This is a genomic window from Micromonospora sp. NPDC047707 (genome assembly GCF_040704235.1).
Taxonomy (GTDB): Bacteria; Actinomycetota; Actinomycetes; order Mycobacteriales; family Micromonosporaceae; genus Micromonospora.
This window is the reverse complement of the sequence record NZ_JBEYSU010000003.1, coordinates 136,968-162,239: the sequence shown is the minus strand read 5'-3', so window position 1 is coordinate 162,239 and position 25,272 is coordinate 136,968. Positions and strand designations below refer to the sequence as shown.

Here is a 25,272-nt window from a genome sequence, read left to right as displayed (position 1 = left end):
GAGACTCAGTCCGCCGGAACGACGGTGACCGGGATGGCCGGGTCACCCGCCGAGAGCTTCAACCCCTCCCAGGGAATCGAGATCAGGCACTGCCGCAGGTGTTCCCGGGACTCGTCCAGCGTCGGCTGGTCGACCGGCTCCCCGCCCACCACGTACGACCGCTGGAGCAGCCGGTCGTGCGGCCGCCGGTCCGGCACGCCCTGCGGCACGATCACCTCCTCGGTGGCGGTGCCCGTCGGCTTGTGCCGGCGCACCGCCACCTTGCGTCCCCCGATGGTGGCCTTCTGCTCGGAACGCTTGACCACCGGGCGGCCGTCGACCTCGACGAGCTTGTAGACGAGGCCGGCCGTGGGGGCGCCGGAGCCGGTGACCACGGCGGTGCCGGCCCCGTACATGTCCACCGGTTCCGCGGCGAGCGCGGCGATGGCGTACTCGTCGAGGTCGCCGGACACGATGATCTTCGTCTCGGTGGCGCCGAGCGAGTCGAGCAGCTCGCGGGACTGCTGCGCCATCACGGCCAGGTCGCCGGAGTCGATCCGGACGGCGCGCAGGTCCGGCCCGGCCACCGCGATGGCGTTGCGGATGCCCTGGCTGATGTCGTACGTGTCGACCAGCAGCGTGGTGTCCTTGCCCAGCGTGGCCACCTGCGAGGCGAACGCCGCCCGCTCGTCGTCGTGCAGCAGGGTGAACGCGTGCGCGGCGGTGCCCGCGGTGGGGATCCCGTAGCGCTGCCCCGCCGCCAGGTTGGAGGTGAACCGGAACCCGGCCAGGTACGCCGCCCGCGCCGCCGCGACCGCCGCCTCCTCGTGCGTACGGCGGGAGCCCATCTCGATGAGGGTGCGCCCGCGGGCCGCGGTGACCATCCGCGCGGCCGCTGCGGCGACGGCGCAGTCGTGGTTGAGCACCGACAGGACCAGCGTCTCCAGCACCACGCACTCGGCGAAGGTGCCCGAGACGGTGAGGATCGGCGAGCCGGGGAAGGACAGCTCACCCTCGGCGTACCCGTCGACGTCGCCGGTGAAGCGGTAGCTGGTGAGCCACCGCGCCGCGGCCTCGTCCACGACGCCGGTGCGCCGCAGGAAGTCGACCTCGTCGGCGTCGAAGCGGAAGTCGCGGATCATCTCGACCAGCCGGCCCGTCCCGGCGACCACGCCGTAGCGGCGGCCCATCGGCAACCGGCGGCTGAACACCTCGAACACGCAGTGGCGGTCGGCGGTGCCGTCGCGCAGGGCGGCGCTGACCATCGTCAGCTCGTAGTGGTCGGTCAGCAGCGCGGGGCGAAGGGTGGTCACCGCCTCAGCCTAGAGTTTGGTCCGGGTGCCCGCCGTCGTGGCCCGGGATCGCCCGCAGCGCCGCCCCCAGCTCCGCCCGCCCGGTCACCCCGAGCTTGCTGTAGATGCGCTGGAGGTGGTTCTCCACGGTGCGCGCGGAGAGGTAGAGCCGCTGGGCGATGACGCGGCTGGTGGCGCCGGTGGCCGCGAGCCGGGCCACCTGCCACTCCCGGTGGCTCAGGGTCGGCGTACCGGCGCGCAGCGCGGGGGTGTCGACCTGGCCGCACCGCCCGAGCAGGGCGGCCAGCCGCTCCCGGGCGGTGCTGGCCGCGGGCGACCGCCGCTGCCGCAGGAGGTGTAGCGCCGTGGCGGTGGCCTCGGCGGCCCAGACGGTCAGGTCCAGCTCGGCGAAGGCCTCGGCGACGCCGAGCAGGTCCTCCGCGGCGCCGTCGGCCGCCGCCCGGGCGTGCCGGGCCAGCAGCGGCGGCAGCACCCCGTCGACCTGCTCGGACAGCTCGGCCAGGCGCTGGGCGACGGTGCGTCGGCTCCCGTCGGAGCAGGTCGGCCCGAGCGGTGCGGTGGCCTGGTCCAGGCGGACCAGATCGTGGAGCGCGTGGACCTCGTGTCCGGCGAAGCCGTCGGCGCGGAGCCGCTCGGCCAGCTCCGCGAGGTGCTTGACGGCGCCGGGCAGGTCGCCGCCGGCCGCCAAAACCGCCCCGCGGGCCTGCTCCAGCCACGGGTAGAGCACCGCCATTCCCCGCGCGTGGGTGCGGTCGGCCTCCGCCATCGCCGCCGCGGCCTGCTCCACGTCGCCGCGCAGCGCCGCGGCCTGGGCCCGCTCGGCCTGTGCCAGACCGGCGTAGACCCGGCTGGTGGCCAGGACGGCGCACGCGCCGAGGCTGGTCCGCAGCGCGGTGTCGGTCTCGCCGCGCAGCCGGGCCGCGTACGCCTGGAGGATCGCCAGGTAGCCGGTGCCGAGCCGGAAGTCCCCGGCGCCGGCCAGGTCGGCGAACTCGTCGGCCACGATGGCGTCGATGCCGAGCAGGTCCCCGGCGAGCGCGAGCCGGGTGCCACGGGCCAGCTCCAGCGCGAGTTGCAGGTACGGCATGTCCGCCCGCCAGTGCCCGGCCGCCGCCTGGACCAGCTCGATGGCCACGGCGCTGCGGCGCAGCTGCCCCTGCGCGGTGTGCAGGTAGGCGATGGTGCACCGGGCCAGTTCCCGCGCGGCGACGCTGGCGGCGGGCCGGTCCAGCACGGTCTGCCCGAGCCGGAGCGCGGCGGCGGTGTCCATGAGTTGCAGTCGCATGATCGCCTCGAAGGCGAGGACGCGGGCCTGGGCGGCGGAGTCCTTCAGCTCGGCGCCGCGGGCGGCGAGTTCCTCCACGGTGGATTCCCGGCTGAGCCCCCAGTAGCTGACCATGCCGCGCACGGTGAGCCACCGGCTGCGCCGGTGGTCGTCGGCCAGGTCGGCCGCGACGGCGTCGAGCACCTCGATCGCCTCGTCCGGCCGGTCGGCGAACATGAGGATGGTGGCCAGCAGTTCCGCGGCGTCGAACCCTCCGCCGGTGTCGAGCGCCGCCCGGGCGAGCCGCGTCGCCAGCGGTACGTCGTAGCGGGTGAACGCCTGCACCGCGGCGCCGAGCAGCATCCGCTCGTCCTGCGCGGTGCCCGACTCCAGCCGCCAGACGGCGACCCGCAGCAGGTCGTCCCGGCGGCGGGTGCCGACCTCCTCGAGCAGTTGCGCGAGGCGGGCCTGCAGGCGGCGGGTGCGGCTGACCGGGCACTGCCGGCGCATCACCTCCCCGTACATCGGGTGGGCCAGGCGTACGTCGAGCCGCCGGTCGTCGCGGACCACGGTGATGAGGCCCCGTTCCTCGGCGGTCTCCACGTCGGCCGGTTCGACCGCCTGCCCGAGCAGCTGCAGGCCGAGGGGTTCGCCGAACGCGACCAGCTCGACCACCGCCCGGACGCCGGGAGTGAGCTGACCGATCCGGGTGTCGATCAGGTCGGTCAGGCTCGGCGCCAGCTCCAGCCGGCCGGTCCACGTCCACACCCCGTACGTGCTGGTCAGCTCCCCGGTGCCGGAGGCGGCGTGGACGAGTTCGCGGAGCAGCAGTGGGTTGCCGGCGGAGAGCCGCCAGAGCCGGTCGGCGGAGCCGGCGTCGACCGGCCCGTCCAGGATCGCGGCGAGGAGCCCGGCGGTGTCGGCCGGGTCCATCGGGCTCAGCTCGGCGCGGTCGACCAGGTCGTCGGTCCACAGTGCGCGGATCGGCAGCGGGATCTGCTCGCCCTCGCGCAGGGTGCCGATGACGGTGGCGTTCTCGGATCGGGCGATGAGGTGCACCAGCGCGGCGGACGGCGGGTCCAGCAGGTGCGCGTCGTCGACGGCGAGCACGATGCGGCGGCCGGCCGCCTGCTGTTGCAGCACGTCCACGGCCCAGCGCAGGACACCGGCCGGCGACAGGCCCTGCGGCTGGTCGGCGGGGAGGACCTGGACCAGCCCGCCGAACGGGAGCGCGGCGGTGGTGGCGCTCGCCGCGACGTACCAGACCGCGTACCGGTCGCGGGGCAGCCCGTCCACGCACTCGCGGAGCAGCCGGCTCTTGCCGATGCCGGCGCTGCCGCTGATGAACAGCCCTCGCCCGTCGACGCCTGTCACCGCCGACAACAGACGGTCGAGCTCGTGTCTGCGACCGACGAATCTCCACCGACTCATCCGCGCAGCATATCGACGTGATTCCGTATGCAACTAGTCCGTCACGCACCGAAGTTGAGTAACCTCGTCGTTACCGCTGAGTAGACTGGATGTTCCGACTCGGTCCCGGGTCGCCCGTACTCTTCCGGCATCCGGTCAACTACCGGACAGTTCCGCGTGGCCGGCACCGCCGGTCACCAGCACTGGGAGGCCGCCTGTGATGCCGGGTCCGCTCCCCGCGGTCGACATGTCGGGCGATCCGGCCGGCGCCGCCGACCTGCCCCGCGGCCGGCCGCTGCCCAGCCGGAACGCGCCCGCGCCCGGTGCGGACGAGCCGCTGGCGGTGGTGGCCGCCGGTCCCGCCGGCGCGGGTCGGGTCGAGGTGCTCGCCACGCTGCTCCGGCTGGACCCCGCCATGCTCGCGGTCCCCGCCGGCAGTTGGCTGGTCGTCCGCCACGCGCGGGTTCCGAGTCGGGCCGCGTACGTGCCCGGCTACCGCCAGCCGCACTCGTACGGCGCGGACCGGCTGGCCGCCGGGCCGGCGCTCGCCCGACCGCCGCGCCGGGTCGAGCTGTCCGTGTCGGAGCCGCTGCTGAGGCACTTCGCCCTGGTCGACACCCCGGACACCGGCAGCCTCGGTGTGCCCGGTAACCGGGTGCTGCTGGACGCGGCGGGCCGCGCCGGCGCGGTGCTCTTCGTCATCGCCGCCGACCAGGCGTTCACCGCCGCCGAGCTGCATCTGCTGGCCGACCTCGCCGCCGCGCGGGTCGAGGTCTTCTTCGCCGTGACGCCCGGTGCGGGTGGCTGGTGCCCGCCCGAAGGCGGGTCGACGACGGAGGACACGGGGGCGTCCGTCGGCACGGCCGACGCCGGGTCCACCGGGCCGTCGGCGGTCACCCCGGTGGACCCGGCCGCCGTGACCGTGGCGGCGCACCGGGCGGCCCTGCTCGCCGCGGTCCCCGACCTCGCCCGTGCCCGGTGGTTCCCGGTCAGCCCCAGCGCCGCCGACGACCTGCGTCGGGGGCTGGTGGGCTGGGCCGCCGACGAGGGGCTGCGAAGGGCGAGCGCCACGCCGCCGGTGCTGCCCGGGGCGCACGGCCGGGTGCCGGTGCTGCCCGAGCCCGGCCCGTGGTCCGACGAGCTGGACCGGCGGGCCCGCTCGGTCGCGCGGCGCATCCGCCAGCACCTGGCCCTGGAACTCGCGAACGTCCACCTGCGGGTGGTGCAGGAGATCGTCTTCGGGGTCGGCTGCACCGGCCTCCCGCAACTGCTCGACCGCGAGATGGAGGCCCTCTCGCTGCTGGCCACCGCGCAGTGCGACCAGGCCGTCCGCAACCTGGTCGACGAGGCGGCCGGGCGGGTGTTCGGCGCTCCGCTGGCACCGGGCGTCCGCCGGCGGATCGTCAACGCGGTCCGGTGGGGCCTGGCCGACCACCGCTCCGGCGAGGAACTGGAGCGGGTTCTCCTGGTGACCAGCACCGGTGGGGTGGCCGGCCTGACCGGCGCCGGCGCGATCGACGCAATGACCGGCTATCCCGGAGCCGCGCGGGAGGACATTCTTCCGCCGGTGGCGGTGGCCCTCTCCGGTGGCTGCTGGCAGCACTGGCGCAGCCCCGGCAACAACGACCCGAACGCGGCGCGGGCGTGGGCCCAGCGCGCGCTGCGGGAGGTCGAGCTGGAGCTGACCCGCGAGGTGTCCCGACGCTTCGAGGTGATCCGCCTCTCGCTGGACGCGGTGCTCTCCGATGCGGTCGACCACGGCATCCTGCTCGCCTGACGGGGGTGCCGACGCGTCGCGTCCGCGTGGCTACGCAGGCGGTCACGGCGCCGATCCGGGACCGGCCGGCGTTCCGGTTCCTCGGTTCGCCGGATCCGGTGGCACGATGGGGGGCATGGCGGCTCCGCAGGTTGCACCGGTCGAGACGCCGGACACCGACGAGGTGCCGGCGCCCGACCGGCCGTGGGTGACGATCGTGTGGGACGACCCGGTCAACCTGATGACGTACGTGACCTGGGTCTTCCAGAAGCTCTTCGGGTACAGCCGGGAGAAGGCCGAGCAGCTCATGCTGGACGTGCACCACAAGGGCAAGGCGGTCGTCTCCAGCGGCGCCCGCGAGCGCATGGAGCACGACGCGTCGCAGCTGCACGCGTACGGTCTCTGGGCGACGGTGGATCGGGCGTGAGCATGTTCCGGCGCCAGGGCGACCGCTACGTCGCCATCTTCGCGGTGGACGAGGTCCGGGTGTTGCGCAAGGTCGCCTCCGAGGTGGTCGGGCTGCTCACCGACGGGTTCGACCACTCCGACCCGGTGGTCGGGCGGCTGTTCCCGGAGGTCTACCCGGAGGACGCCGCGGGGACGGCCGAGTTCCGCCGGTACACCGAGGGCGACCTGAAGACCGCGAAGATCGACCAGGCCGGCGCGATCCTCGCGGCGCTGCCCGACGAGGCGGGCGGCGAGGTGCGTCTCGACGCCGAGGCGGCCGAGGCGTGGCTGCGGGCGCTCAACGACGCCCGCCTGGCGATGGGCGTCCGGTTGGAGATCAAGGACGGCACCGACCTCGGCGCCGAGCTGGACGATGCGGTGGCCGAGGACCCGACGTCCAGCCGGGTGTTCCAACTGTCGGTCTACGCCTACCTGGGCTACCTCCAGGAATCCCTGCTCAACGCCCTGATCGACTGATTCGTGACCGCCGCCACCTCGCCGGGCCGCGCGGGCAGGCGTTAGGCTGGTCGGCGTGCTGAGCATCGACCGGTCGATCGTCGACGCGATCGTCGCCCACGCGCGTCGGGACCACCCCGACGAGGCGTGCGGCGTGGTCGCCGGCCCCGCCGGCAGCGACATCCCGGCCCGGCACATCCCGATGGAGAACGCCGCCCGCTCCATGACCTTCTACGAGTTCGACTCGATGGAGCAGCTGCGCGTGTGGCGGGAGATGGACGACCGGGACGAGGAGCCCGTTGTCATCTACCACTCGCACACCGCGACCGAGGCGTACCCGTCGCGTACCGACATCTCCTTCGCCGGCGAGCCCAACGCGCACTATCTGCTCGTCTCCACCCGTGAGCCCGACACCGAGGAGATCCGCTCCTTCCGGATCGTCGACGGCGTGGTCACCGAGGAGCCGGTCCGCATCCTGGAGCCGGGGGTGGACCCGCACGCCGTGCAGTCCTACATGTTCGGGCAGAGCCCGGCGACGGTCGACTACGAGTGTTCCGGCCGCTGAATCCAGCGCCGTAACACCCTGTCTCGTCCCGTCACCATTTCGGCACACCCGACCAAGGAGCACGACATCATGGCCATCGAGGTTCGCATCCCCACCATCCTGCGCAGCTACACCGGCGGCGCGAAGGTCGTCGAGGGCGCCGGCGACACGCTGGGCGACCTGCTCGCCGACCTGGACTCCCGGCACGCCGGCCTGAAGGCCCGGCTGGTCACCGAGACCGGCGCGCTGCACCGCTTCGTCAACGTCTACGTCAACGACGAGGACGTCCGTTTCCTCGGCTCGCTGGACGCCAAGCTCAACGACGGTGACAGCGTGACGATCCTGCCGGCCGTGGCGGGCGGCGCCTTCGGCTTCGCCGCCGCCGCGGCGATCGCGCAGCACGGTGCCGCCGCCGCGGCGATCGCGCAGCACGGTGCGGCGGCGGGCGCGTCGGCCGCGGCCCGGCGCGCCTCGGTCGCCGCCCGCTGAGGGCGGTCGTCATGGCGCGGTACGACAGCCTTCTCGACGCCTGTGGCGGCACGCCCCTGGTCGGGCTGCCCCGGTTGTCGCCGACGGTGCCCGACGGGGCGCCGCCGGTGCGGCTGTGGGCCAAGCTGGAGGACCGGAACCCGACCGGCAGCATCAAGGACCGGGCGTCCCTGTTCATGGTCCGGGCGGCCGAGGAGGCCGGCCGGCTGCGGCCGGGCGACACCATCCTCGAACCGACCAGCGGCAACACCGGGATCTCGCTGGCCATGGTGGCGAAGCTGCGCGGGTACCGGCTGGTCTGCGTGATGCCGGAGAACGTGTCCACCGAACGGGTCCAGCTGCTGCGCATGTACGGGGCGGAGATCATCTTTTCGCCGGCGGCGGGTGGCTCCAACCAGGCGGTCGCCACCGCCAAGCAGATCGCCGCGGAGCATCCCGACTGGGTGATGCTGTACCAGTACGGCAACGAGGCGAACGCCCGTGCGCACTACGAGACCACGGGTCCCGAGCTGCTGCACGACCTGCCCACGATCACCCACTTCGTGGCCGGTCTGGGCACCACCGGCACGCTGATGGGCACCGGGCGTTACCTGCGCGAGAAGGTCGAGGGCATCCAGGTCGTCGCGGCCGAGCCGCGCTACGGCGAGCTGGTCTACGGACTGCGCAACATCGACGAGGGCTACGTCCCGGAGCTGTACGACGCCACCGTGCTCACCCGGCGCTTCTCCGTCGGGACGCGGGACGCGGTGCTGCGGACGCGCCAGCTGGTCGAGGTGGAGGGCATCTTCGCCGGGTTCTCGACCGGCGCGATCCTGCACGCCGCCCTGGCGGTGGCGCACGAGGCGGTCCGCGAGGGGCGCCGCGCCGACGTGGCGTTCGTGGTGGCCGACGGCGGCTGGAAGTACCTGTCGACCGGGGCGTACGGGGGCACCCTCGGGGACGCGGAGGACGCCCTGGAGGGCCAGCTCTGGGCCTGACCGGACGAGCAGCGCGGACGGGGCGCCGGCCGGTGCCGGGGCCCCCGCGTGCACGGGGCGTGGTCGTGCCGGTCGGTCGCGTCGGGGCGGGCACCGGGAGCGGGTGTCACGTTCGTGACATCTTCCCGCGGATGATTCATGCGTTCGCGTACGCGAGCGTAGGCTGCGCAGCGTGGCGTACGCGTCGGTAGAGATCATGCTCCGCGGAGAGACGGCCGGCGCGGCAGCTACCCAACGTGACAGCGAGACAACTCGATGCGACTGACCGTCCTGGGCTGCGCGGGGAGTTTTCCCGGCCCCGAGGCCCCCTGCTCGGCGTACCTGGTCGAGGCCGAGGGTTTCAAGCTCCTGGTGGACTTCGGGTCCGGGTCGCTGTCCACGCTCCAGCGGTACGCGGGGCTGCACGCCCCCGACGCCATCCTCCTCACCCACCTGCACTGCGACCACATCCTCGACGCCGCGTCGTACGTGGTCGTGCGCCGGTACGCCCCCGACGGCCCGTACCCGCCGCTGCCGGTGTACGCCCCGGCCGGCGCGCCGGACCGGCTCGCCGCCGCGTACGGGCAGGAGGACGCCACCGTCGAGGACGTCTACCAGTTCTACGCCCTCCAGCCGGGGACCTTCCCGATCGGCCCGCTGACCGTCACCGTCGACCGGGTGAACCACCCGATCGAGACGTACGGGGTGCGGGTGGAGCACGGCGGGCGGGTCCTCTGCTACTCGTCGGACACGGCGCCGTGCGACGCCCTGCTGCGGCTGGCCCAGGACGCCGACGTGTTCCTCTGCGAGGCGAGCTACCTCGACGGCGTGGACAACCCACCGGACCTGCACCTCACCGGCCGGGAGGCGGGCGAGGCGGCCACCAAGGCGGGCGTCGGCCGACTGCTGCTGACCCACCTGGTGGCGGCCTGGGGCAGCGAGGCGCACACCGTCGCGTCCGCCGCCGCCGCGTACGCCGGCCCGCTCGAGGTCGTCCGTCCCGGCGCCAGCTACGAGGTCTGACGCCCACCCACGCGGCGGCTCTTGCCGAACTGTTCGCCGGGCGGTCAATGTCCCGTCGTCTGGCGCACCCGTGGCACCCGCACGGTGAGGGCATGCGCATCGCCATCGTCACCGAGTCGTTCCCGCCGGACGTGAACGGTGTCGCACACTCGGTGGTCCGGGCGGCGGAACACCTCGTCGCCCGCGGCCACGAGCCGGTGGTCGTCGCGCCGGCGCCGCCCGGGTCGCACCGGCACGACACCGACCGGTACCCGTACCCGGTGGTCCGGATCCCGAGCGTGCCCCTGCCGCGCTACCAGGGCTTCCGGCTGGGCGTACCCACGCCGGCCCGGTTGGCCGGCGCGCTGCTCTCGTACGCCCCCGACGTCGTCCACCTGGCCAGTCCGTTCGTCCTCGGGGCGCGGGCCGCGGCACTGGCCGTGCGGCACGGCCTCCCGACCGTCGCCGTCTACCAGACCGACGTCGCCTCGTACGCCCGCGCGTACCGGGTCGGCTGGGGCGAGGCGGCGGCCTGGCGCCGGCTGCGGGAGATCCACAACTCCGTCAACCGCACGCTCGCGCCCTCCACCCGGGCCGCCGCCGACCTCATCGCGAACGGTGTGCAGCGGATCTGGCTGTGGCGCCGCGGCGTCGACGCCGAGCGGTTCCAGCCGGCGAAGCGGTGCGCGGACCTGCGGCGCACTCTCGCGCCCCACGGCGAACTGCTGGTCGGGTACGTCGGCCGGCTCGCCCCGGAGAAGCGGGTCGACCTGCTCGCGGCCACCGCCGCCCTGCCCGGCGTACGGGTCGTGGTGGCCGGGGACGGCCCGGCGCGGCGGCAACTGGAGAAGGCCCTGCCCGACGTGACGTTCCTCGGGGTGCGGCACGGCGACGACCTCGCCCGCCTGTACGCGAGCCTCGACGTCTTCGTGCACACCGGACCGCACGAGACCTTCGGCCAGACGATCCAGGAGGCGCTGGCCAGCGGCGTACCCGTGGTGGCCCCGGCGGCCGGCGGGCCGGTCGACCTGGTGGAGACGGGGGTGACCGGGACGCTGGTGCCGCCCGACGACACCGACGCGCTGGCCGGCGCCGTCGCGGCGCTTGCCGCTGACGGGTCGCGCCGGCTGGCGTACGGGCAGGCGGCCCGCGCGGCGGTGAGCCGCCGGAGCTGGACGGCGGTCGGGGACGAGCTGATCGGCCACTACCAGGCGGTGCGGGCGGGCGCGTCGGCGCTCGACCTGCCGGCGGCGTCGTGACCGGGCGACGTGCCGCCCGGTGGCGCGGCCGGACGGTGCCGTCGTGAGCGGACTGCGGATCGTCCGGCTGGCGAACTTCGTCACCGGCCGCTCCGGCGGGCTCCGGACGGCGCTGCGCCACCTCGGCACGGGCTACCTGGCGGCCGGACACGACCCGGTGCTGGTGGTGCCGGGACGGCGGGACGCCGACGAGCGGCGCCCGTGGGGGCGGGTGATCACCCTCGCCGGCCCTGAGGTGCCCCGGACCGGCGGGTACCGCCTGCTCGCCGACCGCCGGCGGGTCGCCCGCGTGCTGGCCGGGCTGGGCCCGGACCGGCTGGAGGTGTCCGACCGCTCGACCCTCCGCTGGACCGGCGTGTGGGCGCGGGCGCACGGGGTGCCGTCGCTGATGGTCTCCCACGAGTCCCTCACCGGGCTGCTCGGCGAGTGGCGGGTGCCGCACGCGCTGCGGCGCCGGGCCGCCGACCGGCTCAACCGGGAGACCGCGGGGTCGTACGACCGGATCGTCTGCACCACCCGGTGGGCGGCCGAGGAGTTCGACCGGATCGCCGCGCCGGTCGAGCTGGTGCCGCTCGGGGTGGACCTGGACACGTTCCGGCCGGACCGGGCGGACGCGGCGCTGCGCGAGCGGTACGCGGACGCGACCGAGGTGCTGCTGGTGCACTGCGCACGGATGTCGGTGGAGAAGCGGCCGGAGCTGGCGGTGGACGCGCTCGCGGAGCTGCGCCGCGCCGGCGTGCCCGCCGTTCTGGTGATGGTGGGGGACGGGCCGCTGCGCCCGGCGCTGGCCCGGCGCGCCGAGGGGCTGCCGGTGGAGTTCACCGGCTTCCTGCCCGACCGGGGGATGGTCGCGGCTCTGCTCGCCAGCGCCGACGTGGTGCTGGCACCCGGTCCGGTGGAGACGTTCGGCCTGGCCGGGCTGGAGGCGCTGGCCTGCGGCACCCCGGTCGTGGTGAACGCCGCCAGCGCCCTGCCGGAGGTGGTCGGCTCCGCCGGGCTCGCCGCGTACGGCTCGGCGGCGTCGCTGGCCGAGGCGGTGAACCGGCTGCTGGCCCGGCCGGCGGCGGAGCGGCGGCGGGCGGCGCGTGCCCGGGCCGAGGAGTTCGGCTGGCCGGCGTCGGTGGCCGGTTTCCTGCGGGTGCACGGCGCGCCCGTACCGTCCGCCGCCTGACGGCGGGTCGGGACACCCCGGGGCGCTTCGATCACGGCACCGCATAGGGTGCAGGGCATGGCGCGACCTGACGGGCGGCTGCCCGACCAACTCCGACCGGTGACCCTGACCCGAGGCTGGAGCACACACCCGGAGGGTTCCGTGCTCGTGGAGTTCGGTGCCACCCGGGTGCTGTGCACCGCGAGCGTCACCGAGGGGGTGCCGCGCTGGCGCAAGGGTTCCGGGCTCGGCTGGGTCACCGCCGAGTACGCGATGCTGCCCCGCGCCACCAACACCCGGTCGGACCGGGAGAGCGTGAAGGGGAAGGTCGGCGGGCGGACGCACGAGATCTCCCGCCTGATCGGCCGCAGCCTGCGGGCGTCCCTCGACCTCAAGGCGCTCGGCGAGAACTCCGTCGTGCTCGACTGCGACGTCCTCCAGGCCGACGGCGGCACCCGCACCGCCGCGATCACCGGCGCCTACGTGGCGCTGCACGACGCGGTCACCTGGCTCGGCGAGCGGAAGGCCCTCGCCGGCAAGCCGGAGAAGGTGATGCACCGGTCGGTGGCGGCGGTCAGTGTCGGCGTCATCGCCGGCGAGCCGCGGCTCGACCTCAACTACGACGAGGACGTGGCCGCCGAGGTCGACATGAACGTGGTCTGCACCGGCACCGGCGAGTTCGTCGAGGTGCAGGGCACCGGTGAGGCGGGCGTGTTCGCCCGCGAGCAGCTGGACGCCCTGCTCGACCTGGCCGTCGCCGGCTGCGTGGAACTGGCCGAGGCCCAGCGGAAGGCACTCTCGTGAGCGCGAGGAGCGAGCTTGCGAGCCCCGCAGTCGCGAACAGAGGTGTTTCAGCATGAACAAGGTCCTGCTCGCCACCCGTAACCGCAAGAAGCTCACCGAGCTCCAGCGCATCCTCGACGGCGCGCTGGGCGCCCACCGGGTCGCCCTGCTCGGCCTCGACGACGTCGAGGAGTACCCGGAGCTGCCGGAGACCGGCCTCACCTTCGGCGAGAACGCGTTGATCAAGGCGCGGGAGGGCTGCCGCCGCACCGGCCTGCCGACGATCGCCGACGACTCGGGCCTGGCCGTGGACGCCCTCAACGGCATGCCGGGGGTCTTCAGCGCCCGCTGGGCCGGGCGGCACGGTGACGACCAGGCCAACCTCCAGCTGGTGCTGGACCAGATCGCCGACCTGCCGGACGAGCACCGGGCCGCCTCGTTCGTCTGCACGGTGGCCCTGGTGCTGCCCGGCGGCAAGGAGCACCTGGTCGACGGCCGGCAATCCGGCCGCCTGCTGCGGGCGCCCCGTGGCGACGGCGGCTTCGGCTACGACCCGATCTTCCTGGGCGACGGGCAGGACCGCACCAACGCCGAGCTGACGCCGGAGGAGAAGGACGCGATCAGCCACCGGGGCAAGGCGCTCCGCGAGCTGGCCAAGCTGGTCGCCAAGGTCCTCCCGCCGGCCTGACGTCGCGGTCAGGCGAGGGCGCCGACCTCCCGCTCGATCGCGGCGCGCAGGTCGGGGCCGGCCACCACCGCGCGGGCGGCCTCCATCACCGGGGCGAGGAACACGTCCGGGCCCGGTTCGCCGGCGGCCCCGCCCAGCGCGGCGATCGCGGCCCGACCCGCCGGGGACGGCTCCAGCGGCGCCCGCAGCTGAAGTCCGCGCACCGCGGCGAGCAGTTCCACCGCGAGCAGGCTGGTCAGGTTGTCCAGGACCGTACGCAGCTTCTTCGTCGCCGCCCAGCCCATCGACACGTGGTCCTCCTGCATGCCGCTGGTGGGCAGCGAGTCCACCGAGGCGGGCGCGGCGAGGCGGCGGTTCTCCGCGACGATCCCCGCGGCCGTGTACTGGGCGATCATCAGCCCGGAGTTCACCCCGGCGTCGGGGGAGAGGAACGCGGGCAGATCCCGGGACCGGGTCACGTCGAGCAGCCGGTCCACCCGCCGCTCGGCGATCGCCCCGACCTCCGCCGCCGCGACCGCCAGGAAGTCCGCGGCGAAGCCCAGCGGCGCGCCGTGGAAGTTCCCGGTCGACTCGACCCGGCCGTCCGGCAGCACCACCGGGTTGTCCACGACCGAGACCAGTTCCCGGTCGGCCACCTGGCGGACGAAGTCGAGGGTGTCGCGGGCGGCGCCGGCGACCTGGGGAGCGCACCGCATCGAGTACGCGTCCTGCACGGCGTGCGCCAGGTCGTCGCGGTGCGAGTCCATCACCGCCGAGCTCTGGAGCAGCCGGTGGATGTTGGCCGCCGCGGCGGCCTGCCCCGGGTGCGGGCGGATGGCGTGCAGCTCCGGCAGGAAGGGCCGCTCCGAGCCGAGCATCGCCTCGATGGCCAGGGCGGCGGTGATGTCCGCCATGGTGAACAGGTGCGCGGCGTCGTGGATCGCCAGCAGCAGCATGCCCAGCATCCCGTCGGTGCCGTTGATCAGCGCCAGCCCCTCCTTGGCGGCCAACTCGATCGGCGCCAGGCCGGCCCGGCGCAGGGCCTCGTCGGCGGGGACGCGCTCCCCGGCCGGACCGAGCACCCACCCCTCCCCGAGCAGCACCAGGGCGCAGTGGGCGAGGGGCGCCAGGTCGCCGGAGGCGCCCAGCGAGCCGTGCTCCGGCACCCACGGCGTCACCTCGTGGTTGAGCAGGTCGACCAGCGCCTCGGCGACCAGCGGCCGGACGCCGGAACGGCCGAGGGCGAGGGAGCGTACGCGCAGCAGCATCATCGCCCGCACGACCTCGCGCGGCATCGGCGCGCCCACACCGGCGGCGTGCGAGCGGATCAGCGCGTGCTGGAGTTCGGCGCGGCGCTCGGGCGCGACGAAGGTGTTGGCGAGCGCCCCGAAGCCGGTGCTGACGCCGTAGACCGGCCGGCCGGCGGCCTCGATGCCGTCCACGATGGACCGGCTGGTGGCCATCGCGTCGATCGCCGCCGGGTCGAGGACGACCTTGGCGGTGCCGCGGGCCACGGCGAGCACGTCGGCGGGGGAGACCCCGGTGGGCTGGATGACTACGCTCATAGCGGTACTCCGTTGTGCAGGACCTGGCGGATCAGTGGGACTCCCGGCCGGTAGGCCAAGTGCAGGTGGGACGGGGCGTCGAGGATCATCAGGTCGGCCCGCGCGCCGGGCCGCAACCGCCCGATGTCGTCGCGGCGCAGCGCCCGCGCGCCGCCGGCGGTCGCGGCCCAGACCGCCTCCGCCGGGGTCATCCGCATCTCGCGTACGGCGAGGGCGATGCAGAACGGCATCGACGACGTGTACGACGACCCGGGGTTGCAGTCGGTGGCGAGTGCGACGGTGACACCGGCGTCGAGCAGCCGACGGGCGTCCGGGTAGGGCGACCGGGTGGAGAACTCGGCCCCGGGCAGCAGGGTGGCCACGGTGGTCGTGTGCCCGCCCTCGGCGCACATGCAGTCGGACCGCGTCGACGCCAGCGCGTCGACGTCGGCGTCGGTGAGGTGGGTGCAGTGGTCGACGCTGGCCGCGCCGAGTTCCACGCCGAGCCGCACACCCGGCCCGGGGCCGAGCTGGTTGGCGTGCACCCGCACACCCAGCCCGACCGCCTGCCCGCAGGCGAGGATCGCCCGGGCATGGTCCACGTCGAAGGCGCCCCGCTCGCAGAAGACGTCGATCCAGCGGGCGTACGGTGCCGCGGCGGCGAGCATCGGCCCGCAGACCAGGCCCACGTAGTCGTCGGGGCGGTCGGCGTACTCGGCCGGGACGACGTGCGCCCCGAGGAACGTGGTCTCCCCGCTTACCTCGGCGGCGATCCGCAGGGAGCGGGCCTCGTCGGCGACGGTCAGGCCGTACCCGCTCTTGATCTCGATGGTGGTGGTGCCCTGCCGCAGCGCCTCGCCGCGCAGCCGGCGCACGGTGGCCCGCAGCTCGTCGTCGGAGGCGGCGCGGGTCGCGCCGACGGTGGTGCGGATGCCGCCCCCGGTGTACGGTTCGCCGGCCATCCGGGCGGCGAACTCGGCGGCCCGGTCGCCGGCGAAGACCAGGTGGGCGTGGCTGTCCACGAAGCCGGGCAGCACGGCCGCCCCCTCGGCGTCGATCCGCCGGTCGGCGGCCGGCGCGTCCCGGGCCGGCCCGATCCAGGCCACCAGGCCGTCCTCGACCAGCAGCGCGGCATTCCGGCGGAGGCCGAGCGCCCCGGCGCCGCCCTCGGAGTTGTTGGTGACCAGCTCCCCGATGTTGTCGACCAGCAGGCTGCTCACGAGGTCACCTCCGCGATGGCGGTGCGCAGTTCGGTGGGGACGTCCACGGTCAGGTGCCGGCCGTCGCGCACCACCACCCGGCCGTCCACCACGACCTGGGTGACGTCCGCGGCGCTCGCCGCGAAGAACGCCCCCACCGGCGGTACGCCGGCGGTGCGGGCGCTGTCCAGTCGCACGGTGACCAGGTCGGCCCGGTCCCCGATGGACAGCCGCCCGGCGTCGCCCCAGCCGAGCGCGGCGTGCCCGGCGACGGTGGCGGCGGTGACCAGGTCGGCGGCGGCGAAGTGACCCCGCTTGCGGGTGCGCAGCCGTTCGTCCAGCTCCACGGCGCGCGCCTCCTCGAAGAGGTCGACCACGGCGTGGCTGTCGCTGCCGAGGCTGAGTGGGCTGCCCGCGTCGGCCATCCGGTGTGCCGGCCCGATCCCGTCGGCGAGGTCCCGTTCGGTGGTGGGGCAGAGGCAGATCCCGGTCCCGCTGTCCCCGAGCAGCGTGACGTCGGCGCTGGTGGGATGCGTGGCGTGCACGGCGGTCGTGTGCCGGCCAAGGACCCCGCGGTCGGCGAGGAGGCGGGTCGGTGAGCAGCCGTGGACGGCCCGGCAGGCGTCGTTCTCGGCGGGCTGCTCGGAGAGGTGCACGTGCAGCGGCGCGCCCCGGCGGTCCGCCCAGCCGGCCACGGTGGCCAGCTGGTCGGCCGGCACCGCGCGGACCGAGTGGATCGCCGCGCCGACCCGCGCGTGCGTGTTGTCCGGCGTGAACGCGTCCACCCGCTGCGCCCAGCGCAGCGCGTCGCCGTCGCCGAACCGCCGCTGCGGGCCGACCAGCGGCTGCCCGTCCACCGTCGCGGTCAGGTACGCGGTGTCCAGGAGGGTGAGCCGGATGCCGGCGTGCGCGGCCGCCTCGACCAGCGCCGCACCCATCGCGTTCGGATCGTCGTAGGGCTCGCCGCCCGGCCCGTGGTGCAGGTAGTGGAACTCGCCGACGCAGGTGATCCCGGCCAGCGCCATCTCGGCGTAGACGGCCCGGGCCAGGGCCAGGTACGAGTCGGGGTCCAGCCGGGCCGCGACCGTGTACATGACGTCGCGCCAGGTCCAGAAGTCGCCGCGCCCGCCGTGCGTCCGCCCGCGCAGGGCCCGGTGGAAGGCGTGCGAGTGGGCGTTGGCCAGGCCGGGCAGGGTGAGCCCGGGCAGCCGTACCGCGTCGGTCAGGACCTCGACCCCGGCCGTCGGCCGGCCTCCGGCGGTCAGCGGGGTGACCCCGGTGATCCGCCCGCCGTCGGTCTCGATCAGTACGTCGGGCGTCGGCTCGGCGTGGTCCGGCAGCCAGGCGTACTCGGCGAGCCACCGGGTCATGTCAGCTCCTCCAGCACCCGCGCGAGGGCGGTCACGCCGGCGGCGCAGTCGTCGTCGGCGGCCGACTCGGCGGGGGAGTGCGAGATCCCGGTCGGGTTGCGCACGAAGAGCATCGCCGTCGGCAGGTGCCCGGCGAGCACACCCGCGTCGTGGCCCGCTCCGGTCGGCAGCACCGGCGCGTCGAGCAGCGTCGCGAGCCGGCCGGCCAGCCCGCCGTCGAACGCGACCAGCGGTGTCGCCGACTCCTCGGTCAGCGCCACCTCGGTGCCGTCGCGCCGGGCCCGCTCGGCGGCCTTGCCGTGGACGGCCTCCACCAGCCCGGCGAGGGTTTCCGGCTCCGCCGCACGGGCGTCCAGCCAGCCGGTCACCTTCGACGGGATCGCGTTGGTGGCGTTCGGCTCGACGGACACCCGGCCCACGGTGGCGTGGGCGCCGCGCAGCCGGGCCTCCTTGTTGGCGGCGAGGACCGTGAACGCGTACGTGAGCATGGGGTCGCGGCGGTCGCCCATCCGGGTCGTACCCGCGTGGTTGCCCTCGCCGGTGAAGTCGAAGCGCCAGCGGCCGTGCGGCCAGATCGCGCTGGCGACCGCGACCGGCGCGTCCTGGTCGACCAGCGCGCGGCCCTGCTCGACGTGCAGCTCGACGAACGCCGCGAACCGGCCGAGCAGCTCCGGCCGGGCGCCCGCCGGTGGGGCGCCCAACGCCTCGGCGAAGCTCACCCCGGCCGCGTCCCGCAGGCCGGCCGCGCGGTCGGCCGCCAGCGCCCCGGTGAGCAGCCGCGACCCCAGGCAGGGTACGCCGAACCGCGCCCCCTCCTCCTCGACGAACGCCGCCACGGCGACCGGCCGGGTGGGTGTGACGCCCGCCGCGCGCAGTTCGTCCACCGCGAGGAAGGCGCTGACGATGCCGAGCGGGCCGTCGTACGCCCCGCCGTGCGGCACCGAGTCGAAGTGGCTCCCGGTCAGCACCGCGTCCCCGGCCTCCGGGTCGCCCCACCAGGCGAACAGGTTGCCGTTGCCGTCCTCGGTCACCGGCATGCGGCGCCGCTCGGCCTGCCCGCGGAACCATTCCCGCAGGCGCAGTTCCGGCTCGGTGAGCGCGTACCGCAGGTACCCGCCGCTGCCGGCGTCCCGCCCGATCGGCGCGATCTCGTCCCACAGCTCGCGGAACCGGTTTGGAAGGGACCCTTTCACTACCGGATGCGTTAACAAGGGGCCCTTCCTTACGCCTCGGTCATCGGTACGCGTACGCCGGTGCGGGTGGCGACCTCGCGCGCGTCGTCGTAGCCGGCGTCGACGTGACGGATGACGCCCATCGCGGGGTCGTTGGTGAGCACCCGCTCGATCTTCTGCCCGGCGAGCGCGGTGCCGTCGGCGACGCAGACCTGCCCGGCGTGGATGGACCGGCCGATCCCGACGCCGCCGCCGTGGTGGATGGACACCCAGGACGCGCCGCTGGCGGTGTTGACCAGTGCGTTGAGCAGCGGCCAGTCGGCGATCGCGTCGGAGCCGTCGGCCATCGCCTCGGTCTCCCGGTACGGGCTGGCGACGCTGCCGCAGTCCAGGTGGTCCCGGCCGATCACCACCGGCGCGGACAGCTCACCGGAGGCGACCATCTCGTTGAACCGCACACCGGCCTTGTCCCGCTCGCCGTAGCCGAGCCAGCAGATCCGGGCCGGCAGGCCCTGGAAGGCGACCCGCTCGCCGGCCATCCGGATCCACCGCGCGAGGGACTCGTTCTTCGGGAACAGGTCGAGGATCGCCCGGTCGGTGGCGGCGATGTCGGCGGGGTCGCCGGAGAGCGCGGCCCACCGGAACGGGCCCTTGCCCTCGCAGAACAGCGGCCGGATGTACGCGGGCACGAAACCGGGGAAGTCGAACGCCCGCTCGTAGCCGCCGAGCTTCGCCTCGCCCCGGATCGAGTTGCCGTAGTCGAAGACCTCGGCGCCCGCGTCGAGGAAACCGACCATCGCCTCGACGTGCTTCGCCATCGACGCCCGGGCCCGGTCGGTGAACTCGGCGGGCTTGGCCGCCGCGTAGTCGCGGGCGTCGGCCAGCTCGACGCCCTCCGGCAGGTACGACAGCGGGTCGTGGGCGCTGGTCTGGTCGGTGACGATGTCGATCGCGACGCCGCGCCGGAGCAGTTCCGGGAAGACGGTGGCGGCGTTGCCGACCACGCCGACGCTCAGGGCCCGGCGGTCCCGCTTCGCGGCCAGCACCCGCTCCACGGCGTCGTCGAGGGAGTCCGCGATCTCGTCCAGGTAGCGGTCGTGCACGCGCCGCTCCAGCCGGGTGCGGTCCACGTCGACGATCAGGCAGACGCCGCCGTTCATGGTGACGGCGAGGGGCTGCGCCCCGCCCATCCCGCCGCAGCCGCCGGTCAGCGTCAGCGTCCCGGCCAGCGACCCGGCGAACCGCTTGGCCGCCACCGCGGCGAACGTCTCGTACGTGCCCTGGAGGATGCCCTGCGTGCCGATGTAGATCCAGGACCCGGCGGTCATCTGCCCGTACATGGTCAGGCCGAGCTGTTCGAGGCGGCGGAACTCCGGCCAGGTCGCCCAGTCGCCCACCAGGTTCGAGTTGGCCAGCAGCACCCGCGGCGCCCACTCGTGGGTGCGCATGACCCCGACCGGCCGGCCGGACTGCACCAGCATCGTCTCGTCGTCGCGCAGGTCGGTGAGTGTCCGCACCAGGGCGTGGTACGACGGCCAGTCCCGCGCGGCCTTCCCGGTGCCCCCGTAGACCACCAGGTCCTCGGGGCGCTCGGCCACCTCGGGGTCGAGGTTGTTCATCAGCATCCGCAGCGCGGCCTCCTGCGGCCAACCACGGGCGGTGCGCTCGGTGCCGCGCGCGGCGCGGACGGGCTGCGTCATGGGGAACCTCCTCCTAACCGAGGAACAACTGACGACGGGCGGCGGAGGCTTCGAAGGCCTCCAGCCGGCGTTGGGTTTCGGCGGGCGCGGCGTCGCAGATCGCCTGGAGCAGCACCATGGCCAGGGTCATCGGGGCGGTGTGCAGGTCGAACACGAGCTGGGCGCCGACGGCGGCGGGGAGAACCACGTCGGCGTGCTCGGCGGCCGGGCTGACCGGCGAGTCGGTGATGGCGACGACGCGCAGGCCGGCGTCCCGGGCGTCCCGCAGCGCCTCCAGCGTCTCCCGCGGGTAGCGGGGGAGCACGAAGGCGAGCAGGGCGCTCGCCCCGGCCTCGGCGGCCTGTTCCAGGCGGTCGGCGAGCAGGCTGCCGCCGTCGTCGAGTACCCGTACGTCCGGGTGCACCTTCGCCGCGAAGTACGCGAAGTACGCGGCGAGGGGTGCGGCGGCGCGCAGGCCGAGCACCGGCAGCGGGCGGCTCGCGGCGAGCAGCCGCCCGGTGTCGGCGATCCGGTCCCGGTCGGCGAGCTGGCCGGCGAGCCGGTCCAGGTTCCCGATCTCGGCGCGTACCGCCTGCTGGAGTTCGTTGCCCGCGTCGCCGCGTCCGCCGGCTGAGTCGACGGTCAGCTCGCGGAGGCGGCGGCGCAGGGCGGGGTAGCCGTCGTGGCCGAGCGCCATCGCGAACCGGGTGACCGACGGCTGGCTGACCCCGGCCAGTTCGGCCACCTCGGCGGCCGACAGGTACGCCACGGCCGGGCCGTGCTGCACGAGGCAGTGCGCGATCCGGCGTTGGGTGGGGGTGAGCCGGACCCCCTGGAACAGGTCGAGCACCCGGTCCTCGGGTGCTACGACAGCTCCGTCATTCATGTGCTGACTCTATGCATGAAAACTTTCACAAAGCAACCGGCGGTCCGGTCCGTGAGTGCGGGCCGGCCGGGGCGGGTCGCGCTGGACGCCGGTCGGTAGTATCCGCACGGCGGTTCGACGGAGGAGTGCGCGCATGCAGCCGGAAGGCCCGTACAGGTTCACCCACGCGCTGGGCGGGTCTCCGGTGGGAAAGGCCTGGGCGGCGATCGACGACCAGGGCCGCTTCGTCACCGTGGCGGTGCTGGACGCCGCCGCGGCCGCCGCGCCGGGTTGGCGGGAGGCCTTCGCCGGCGTCGCGAACTCGCTGGCGCAGGCACCGGACCCGCTGCCCTACACGTACGCCGACTTCGCGGCCGACGCGCCCTGGGTGGCGTACGCGGCCGAGGTGGGCCCCGGCGCGGAGAAGCTCTTCCGGGCCCTCGGCGTGGAGTACACCCCGGTCCCGACGGCCGTGTCGCCGACCTCCGCCCCGCCGGTCTCCGCGCCGCCGCAGCCGGTGTCCGGCCCGCCGCAGGCCCCGTGGGCGGTGCAGGCCGGCCCGATCCCGGGGCAGCCGGTCTCCGCGGCCCCGCACCCGATCTCCGGCGCGCCGGCCTCGCCGGCGGCACCGGACCTCACGCCGGCACCGTCCCCGCGCAGCCCGGTCCCGCACAGCGCGCCGGCCGACGTCCCGCCCCGCGACCCGTTCGCCTCGCCGGTCCGCCGCATCACGCCCTCCGAGCCGCCCCGTCGGCGGACCGGTCTCTGGATCGGGATCGCCGCCCTGGTGCTGGTGGTGCTCGCGAGCGCCGGTGGCGTGGCCATCTGGTCGGGCTCCGACGACGACCCGACGCCGCCGGTGGCGTCCAGCAGCGACCCGGCGCCACCGGCGGTGCCGACGGCGCCGCCCCAGTCGCCCGGCATCGAACCGCCGAAACCGGGCGCCTGGCCGACGCAGTGGCCGAGGTTCACCGAACGGGACCGGGTGCTGACCCTCACCGACCTGGAGGGGGTCGGCTTCCCGGTGAAGGTCCCGACGGACTGGAAGTGCACGCTCGCCGCCCGTGCCGACGGTTACGTGAAGCACACCTGCGGCAACTCCGCGTCGGGCAACGAGATGACCGGCGGCGAGTTGATCGTGCGGAACTGCCCCGAGCCGTGCACCGAACAGTGGCAGAACGCCATGCGTGCCGTCGAGGAGGCGTGGGGCGCGCAGTGGATCCGCAGTGGCCGGTACGCCAGCTACGCGGAGCAGATCATCGACGTCGACGGGACGAAGCGCCACGGCCTGGTCGTCGTCGCCTACTTCCGCAGTGGCGAAGCCGGGCTGGTCAACCGCCAGGTCGTGGTTCGGATGACCTCGCCCGTGCCGGAGGCCTACCAGCTGCGGCGCTTCGCCAGCTACATCCGGGACGTCGTCGTCTTCTGACCACGTCCGCAGGGACACCTCACCGTTCAGTCCGAATTCCTGTTCCAGCGACCGCGACCGGGCGACCGGCCGCGTAGGGGAAGCCCGATGAGCCTCACCTCGTCCACACCCGACGCCGCGCTCCGGCCGCTCGCCGACCACTCCGTCGCGCTGATCCACGAGTGGTTCGGCGCCACCGGCGGTTCCGAGCAGGTCTTCCTCAGCATGGCCGAGGTCGTCCCGCACGCGGACCGATTCGTCCTCTGGAAGGACGACGACGCGACGGTGGACCAGGAGATCCACGAGTCGTGGATGGCGAAGACCCCGCTCAAGCGCAGCAAGGCCCTCGCGCTTCCACTCATGCCGCTGACCTGGCGGACGCTGACCCGCAAGACGTACGACTTCGTCATCTCGTCGAGTCACGCCTTCGCGCACACCGTCAAGATCGGTGACCCGGAGCGGACCCGCCACCTGAGCTACGTGCACTCACCGGCCCGCTACGTGTGGAGCCCGGAACTGGACCAGCGAGGTGCGAACGCCATGCTCGCGCCGATGCGCGCCGTGCTCCAGGCCGGGGACCGGCGGCTGAGCCGGCACGTCCACAGCTACGCGGCCAACTCGCTGGAGGTGCAGGCTCGGATCCGCCGCTTCTGGGGACGCGACGCCCGGGTGATCAACCCGCCGGTCGAGGTGGACTACTTCGGGTCGGCCCCGCCGGAGGTACGCAACCAGGACCGCCGCTACCTGCTGGGGGTCGGCCGCTGGATCCCGTACAAGAACTTCGACCTGATGATCGAGATCGCCGCGGCGGCCGGCCTGCCGCTGGTGATCGCCGGCGGCGGGCCGGAGGAGGAGAACCTGCGCCGCCTCGCCGCCCGCGCCGGCGTGCCGGTCGAGTTCGAGTTCCGGCCGTCGACGGAGCGGCTCCGCGAGCTGTACTGGGGCGCGATCGCGCTGCTCTACCCGGCGCTCGAGGACTTCGGCATGATCCCGGTGGAGGCGCAGGCCTGCGGCACGCCGGTCGTGGGCTGGGCCCGTGGCGGGCTGCTCGAGACCGTGGTCACGGGCGAGACCGGCTTCCTGCTCAACGCCACCGACCCGGCCGCGTACGTGGACCCCATCCGACAGGCGGCGCACCTGCCCGTGTCGGCGACCATGGCCAACGCCCGACGGTTCACCCCGCAGGCCTTTCAGGCGAACATCGCCGCCTGGTTGGCCGACGAGGCGTAGCCGACCCGGACACCCCGCAGGCGGCCGCGTCCCCGGTATTGGCTTCGCCTGCCGACTCCCTTAATCTTGCGCCGGGCTCAGAGCACTGCGAGCTGGAGATGACTTTATGGTGACGGCGTCAGTGCCGGAGCAGGCCCGACTCAACGACGTTCCGGTGGCGAACGTGCTGATGTTGGGAACGGCGGAGTGGGACTCCCCGATCGCGACCAACCAGCACTACGTCGCGCGGGAACTCGCCCGTACCACGAAGGTGACGTTCGTCGAGTCGCTGGGCCTGCGTCGGCCCAAGCTCCGGCGGGACGACGTGGTCCGGATGGCCTCCCGGGTGCGGAGGGCGCTGGGCGAACGGGAGGACACCCCGGCGCACCGACCCCGCCCGGCCGGTGCGGAGATCGTGTCGCCGCTGGTGCTGCCGGTGCACCGGACGCCGACCTTCCCGATCAACCGGGCCCTCCTCCGGCGGGCCACCAGCGACTGGCTCGCGAGCCCGCGTCCGCGCGTGCTCTGGACGTTCACCCCGGTCACGTACGGCCTGGAGGCCTCGGCGGACGTCGTCATCTACCACTGCGTGGACCTGCTGGCGATCTTCCCCGGCGTGGACGGCGTCGCCGTGGGCCGCGGTGAGCGGTCCCTGTCGTCGCGCACCGCCGTCGCCATCGCCACCAGCAAGGCGGTCCAGGACCACCTCGCCGCCGCCGGCTTTCCCCGGATCGAGCTGCTGCCGAACGTCGCTGACGTGTCGGTCTTCACGGCGGCGAGCCGGCCGGCGGCCGAGCGCCGTCCCGCCGTCCTCTTCTCCGGGAACCTCACCGTCCACAAACTCGACATGCGGATCCTCGAATCCGTCGCCACCGCCCTGCGCGGGCGCGGTGAGCTGCTGCTGGCCGGCCCGCTCGCGGCCGGTGGAGGCAGCTTCGACGCGGAGCTGCGGCGTCTCGAGGAGCTGGGGGCCCGCCATCTCGGCGTCCTCACGCCCGCCCAGCTCGCCGAGGCCGCCGGCACCTGCGCGGTGGGGCTCATCCCGTACGAGATCAACGACTACACCCGGGGCGTCAGTCCGCTGAAGTGCTTCGAGTACCTGTCCTCGGGCCTGGCGGTGCTGAGCACCGGGCTTCCGTCGGTGACCGAGCTGGCGCGCGCCAACTCGCACGTGACGGTGGCCGGGGCCGACGACTTCGCGGCCCGCCTGGTGGACCTGCTCCAGCCGGTCACCGACACCGTCGTGACCGACCGGATGACGAGCGCGGCGGAGCACGGCTGGGAGGGGCGTGGCGCGCTGCTGCGCACACTGCTGGAGACCGAACTGACCCGCGGACGATAGCGGGCCATG

22 protein-coding genes are annotated in these 25,272 nt (G+C 74.4%); 14 read left to right on the top strand and 8 right to left on the bottom strand.

Features of this window, described 5'->3' with window-relative positions; all coding sequences use genetic code 11:
- Positions 1-5: 5 nt before the first annotated feature.
- Both AB0873_RS04715 and AB0873_RS04710 read right to left on the bottom strand, forming a co-directional pair.
- Positions 6-1,292, bottom strand: a complete 1,287-nt coding sequence (locus AB0873_RS04715; protein ID WP_366598422.1) for a nicotinate phosphoribosyltransferase — start codon at positions 1,290-1,292, stop codon at positions 6-8.
- A 4-nt stretch (positions 1,293-1,296) separates the two neighbouring features.
- Positions 1,297-3,987: a LuxR C-terminal-related transcriptional regulator gene (locus AB0873_RS04710; RefSeq protein ID WP_366598420.1), complete on the bottom strand. Its 2,691-nt coding sequence runs from the start codon at positions 3,985-3,987 to the stop codon at positions 1,297-1,299.
- A gap of 199 nt (positions 3,988-4,186) precedes the next feature.
- On the opposite strand from AB0873_RS04710, the gene AB0873_RS04705 reads away from it, so the two are divergent.
- From AB0873_RS04705 to rdgB, 11 genes are all read left to right on the top strand, one after another.
- Entirely contained in the window at positions 4,187-5,743 is a 1,557-nt protein-coding gene (locus tag AB0873_RS04705; RefSeq protein WP_366598419.1) for a hypothetical protein, read from the top strand.
- Between the two features lie 115 nt (positions 5,744-5,858).
- Positions 5,859-6,149, top strand: a complete 291-nt coding sequence (gene clpS / locus AB0873_RS04700; RefSeq protein ID WP_155333799.1) for an ATP-dependent Clp protease adapter ClpS — start codon at positions 5,859-5,861, stop codon at positions 6,147-6,149.
- 2 nt (positions 6,150-6,151) lie between these two features.
- Positions 6,152-6,646 carry a DUF2017 domain-containing protein gene (locus tag AB0873_RS04695; RefSeq protein ID WP_196255962.1) on the top strand — a complete coding sequence of 165 codons (495 nt, stop codon included), beginning with the start codon at positions 6,152-6,154 and terminating at the stop codon, positions 6,644-6,646.
- Between the two features lie 55 nt (positions 6,647-6,701).
- Positions 6,702-7,190 carry a M67 family metallopeptidase gene (locus AB0873_RS04690; RefSeq protein WP_366598417.1) on the top strand — a complete coding sequence of 163 codons (489 nt, stop codon included), beginning with the start codon at positions 6,702-6,704 and terminating at the stop codon, positions 7,188-7,190.
- Between the two features lie 69 nt (positions 7,191-7,259).
- A complete protein-coding gene (locus AB0873_RS04685; RefSeq protein WP_155333796.1) occupies positions 7,260-7,658 on the top strand; it encodes a MoaD family protein in 399 nt (132 codons plus the stop codon).
- Between the two features lie 11 nt (positions 7,659-7,669).
- Positions 7,670-8,635, top strand: a complete 966-nt coding sequence (locus tag AB0873_RS04680; RefSeq protein WP_155333795.1) for a PLP-dependent cysteine synthase family protein — start codon at positions 7,670-7,672, stop codon at positions 8,633-8,635.
- 255 nt (positions 8,636-8,890) lie between these two features.
- Positions 8,891-9,637 (top strand): MBL fold metallo-hydrolase, encoded by a 747-nt coding sequence (locus AB0873_RS04675; protein ID WP_155333794.1) that lies wholly within the window; start codon positions 8,891-8,893, stop codon positions 9,635-9,637.
- Positions 9,638-9,729: 92 nt separating this feature from the next.
- Positions 9,730-10,875 (top strand): glycosyltransferase family 1 protein, encoded by a 1,146-nt coding sequence (locus AB0873_RS04670; protein WP_155333793.1) that lies wholly within the window; start codon positions 9,730-9,732, stop codon positions 10,873-10,875.
- Positions 10,876-10,927: 52 nt separating this feature from the next.
- Positions 10,928-12,046, top strand: a complete 1,119-nt coding sequence (locus AB0873_RS04665) for a glycosyltransferase (protein WP_366598567.1) — start codon at positions 10,928-10,930, stop codon at positions 12,044-12,046.
- Positions 12,047-12,103: 57 nt separating this feature from the next.
- Complete coding sequence (gene rph, locus AB0873_RS04660) at positions 12,104-12,829, top strand: ribonuclease PH (protein ID WP_366598416.1); 726 nt, start codon at positions 12,104-12,106, stop codon at positions 12,827-12,829.
- 52 nt (positions 12,830-12,881) lie between these two features.
- Complete coding sequence (rdgB, locus tag AB0873_RS04655; protein WP_155333790.1) at positions 12,882-13,496, top strand: RdgB/HAM1 family non-canonical purine NTP pyrophosphatase; 615 nt, start codon at positions 12,882-12,884, stop codon at positions 13,494-13,496.
- Positions 13,497-13,504: 8 nt separating this feature from the next.
- Here the strand turns inward: rdgB and hutH are convergent, their stop codons facing one another.
- From hutH to AB0873_RS04625, 6 genes are read right to left on the bottom strand one after another with little or no spacing between them, the layout of a single operon-like run.
- Complete coding sequence (hutH, locus tag AB0873_RS04650) at positions 13,505-15,040, bottom strand: histidine ammonia-lyase (RefSeq protein ID WP_366598415.1); 1,536 nt, start codon at positions 15,038-15,040, stop codon at positions 13,505-13,507.
- On the bottom strand, positions 15,037-16,239 hold the full coding sequence (hutI, locus tag AB0873_RS04645) for an imidazolonepropionase (protein WP_155333788.1): 1,203 nt from the start codon (positions 16,237-16,239) through the stop codon (positions 15,037-15,039). The genes hutH and hutI overlap by 4 nt, the downstream gene beginning before the upstream one ends.
- Positions 16,236-17,588: a formimidoylglutamate deiminase gene (locus AB0873_RS04640; RefSeq protein WP_155333787.1), complete on the bottom strand. Its 1,353-nt coding sequence runs from the start codon at positions 17,586-17,588 to the stop codon at positions 16,236-16,238. The genes hutI and AB0873_RS04640 overlap by 4 nt, the downstream gene beginning before the upstream one ends.
- A complete protein-coding gene (locus tag AB0873_RS04635; protein WP_366598413.1) occupies positions 17,585-18,799 on the bottom strand; it encodes an allantoate amidohydrolase in 1,215 nt (404 codons plus the stop codon). The genes AB0873_RS04640 and AB0873_RS04635 overlap by 4 nt, the downstream gene beginning before the upstream one ends.
- A gap of 11 nt (positions 18,800-18,810) precedes the next feature.
- Positions 18,811-20,460: a urocanate hydratase gene (gene hutU, locus AB0873_RS04630; RefSeq protein ID WP_155333785.1), complete on the bottom strand. Its 1,650-nt coding sequence runs from the start codon at positions 20,458-20,460 to the stop codon at positions 18,811-18,813.
- 13 nt (positions 20,461-20,473) lie between these two features.
- A complete protein-coding gene (locus tag AB0873_RS04625; RefSeq protein WP_155333784.1) occupies positions 20,474-21,325 on the bottom strand; it encodes a MurR/RpiR family transcriptional regulator in 852 nt (283 codons plus the stop codon).
- Positions 21,326-21,458: 133 nt separating this feature from the next.
- Between AB0873_RS04625 and AB0873_RS04620 the strand changes: the two genes are divergently transcribed.
- The 3 genes from AB0873_RS04620 (at position 21,459) to AB0873_RS04610 (ending at position 25,263) form a co-directional block, all read left to right on the top strand.
- On the top strand, positions 21,459-22,733 hold the full coding sequence (locus tag AB0873_RS04620) for a hypothetical protein (protein WP_366598411.1): 1,275 nt from the start codon (positions 21,459-21,461) through the stop codon (positions 22,731-22,733).
- An 87-nt stretch (positions 22,734-22,820) separates the two neighbouring features.
- A complete protein-coding gene (locus AB0873_RS04615; protein WP_366598410.1) occupies positions 22,821-23,942 on the top strand; it encodes a glycosyltransferase in 1,122 nt (373 codons plus the stop codon).
- Between the two features lie 106 nt (positions 23,943-24,048).
- Positions 24,049-25,263 (top strand): glycosyl transferase family 1, encoded by a 1,215-nt coding sequence (locus AB0873_RS04610; protein WP_366598409.1) that lies wholly within the window; start codon positions 24,049-24,051, stop codon positions 25,261-25,263.
- The last annotated feature ends 9 nt before the right edge of the window (positions 25,264-25,272 follow it).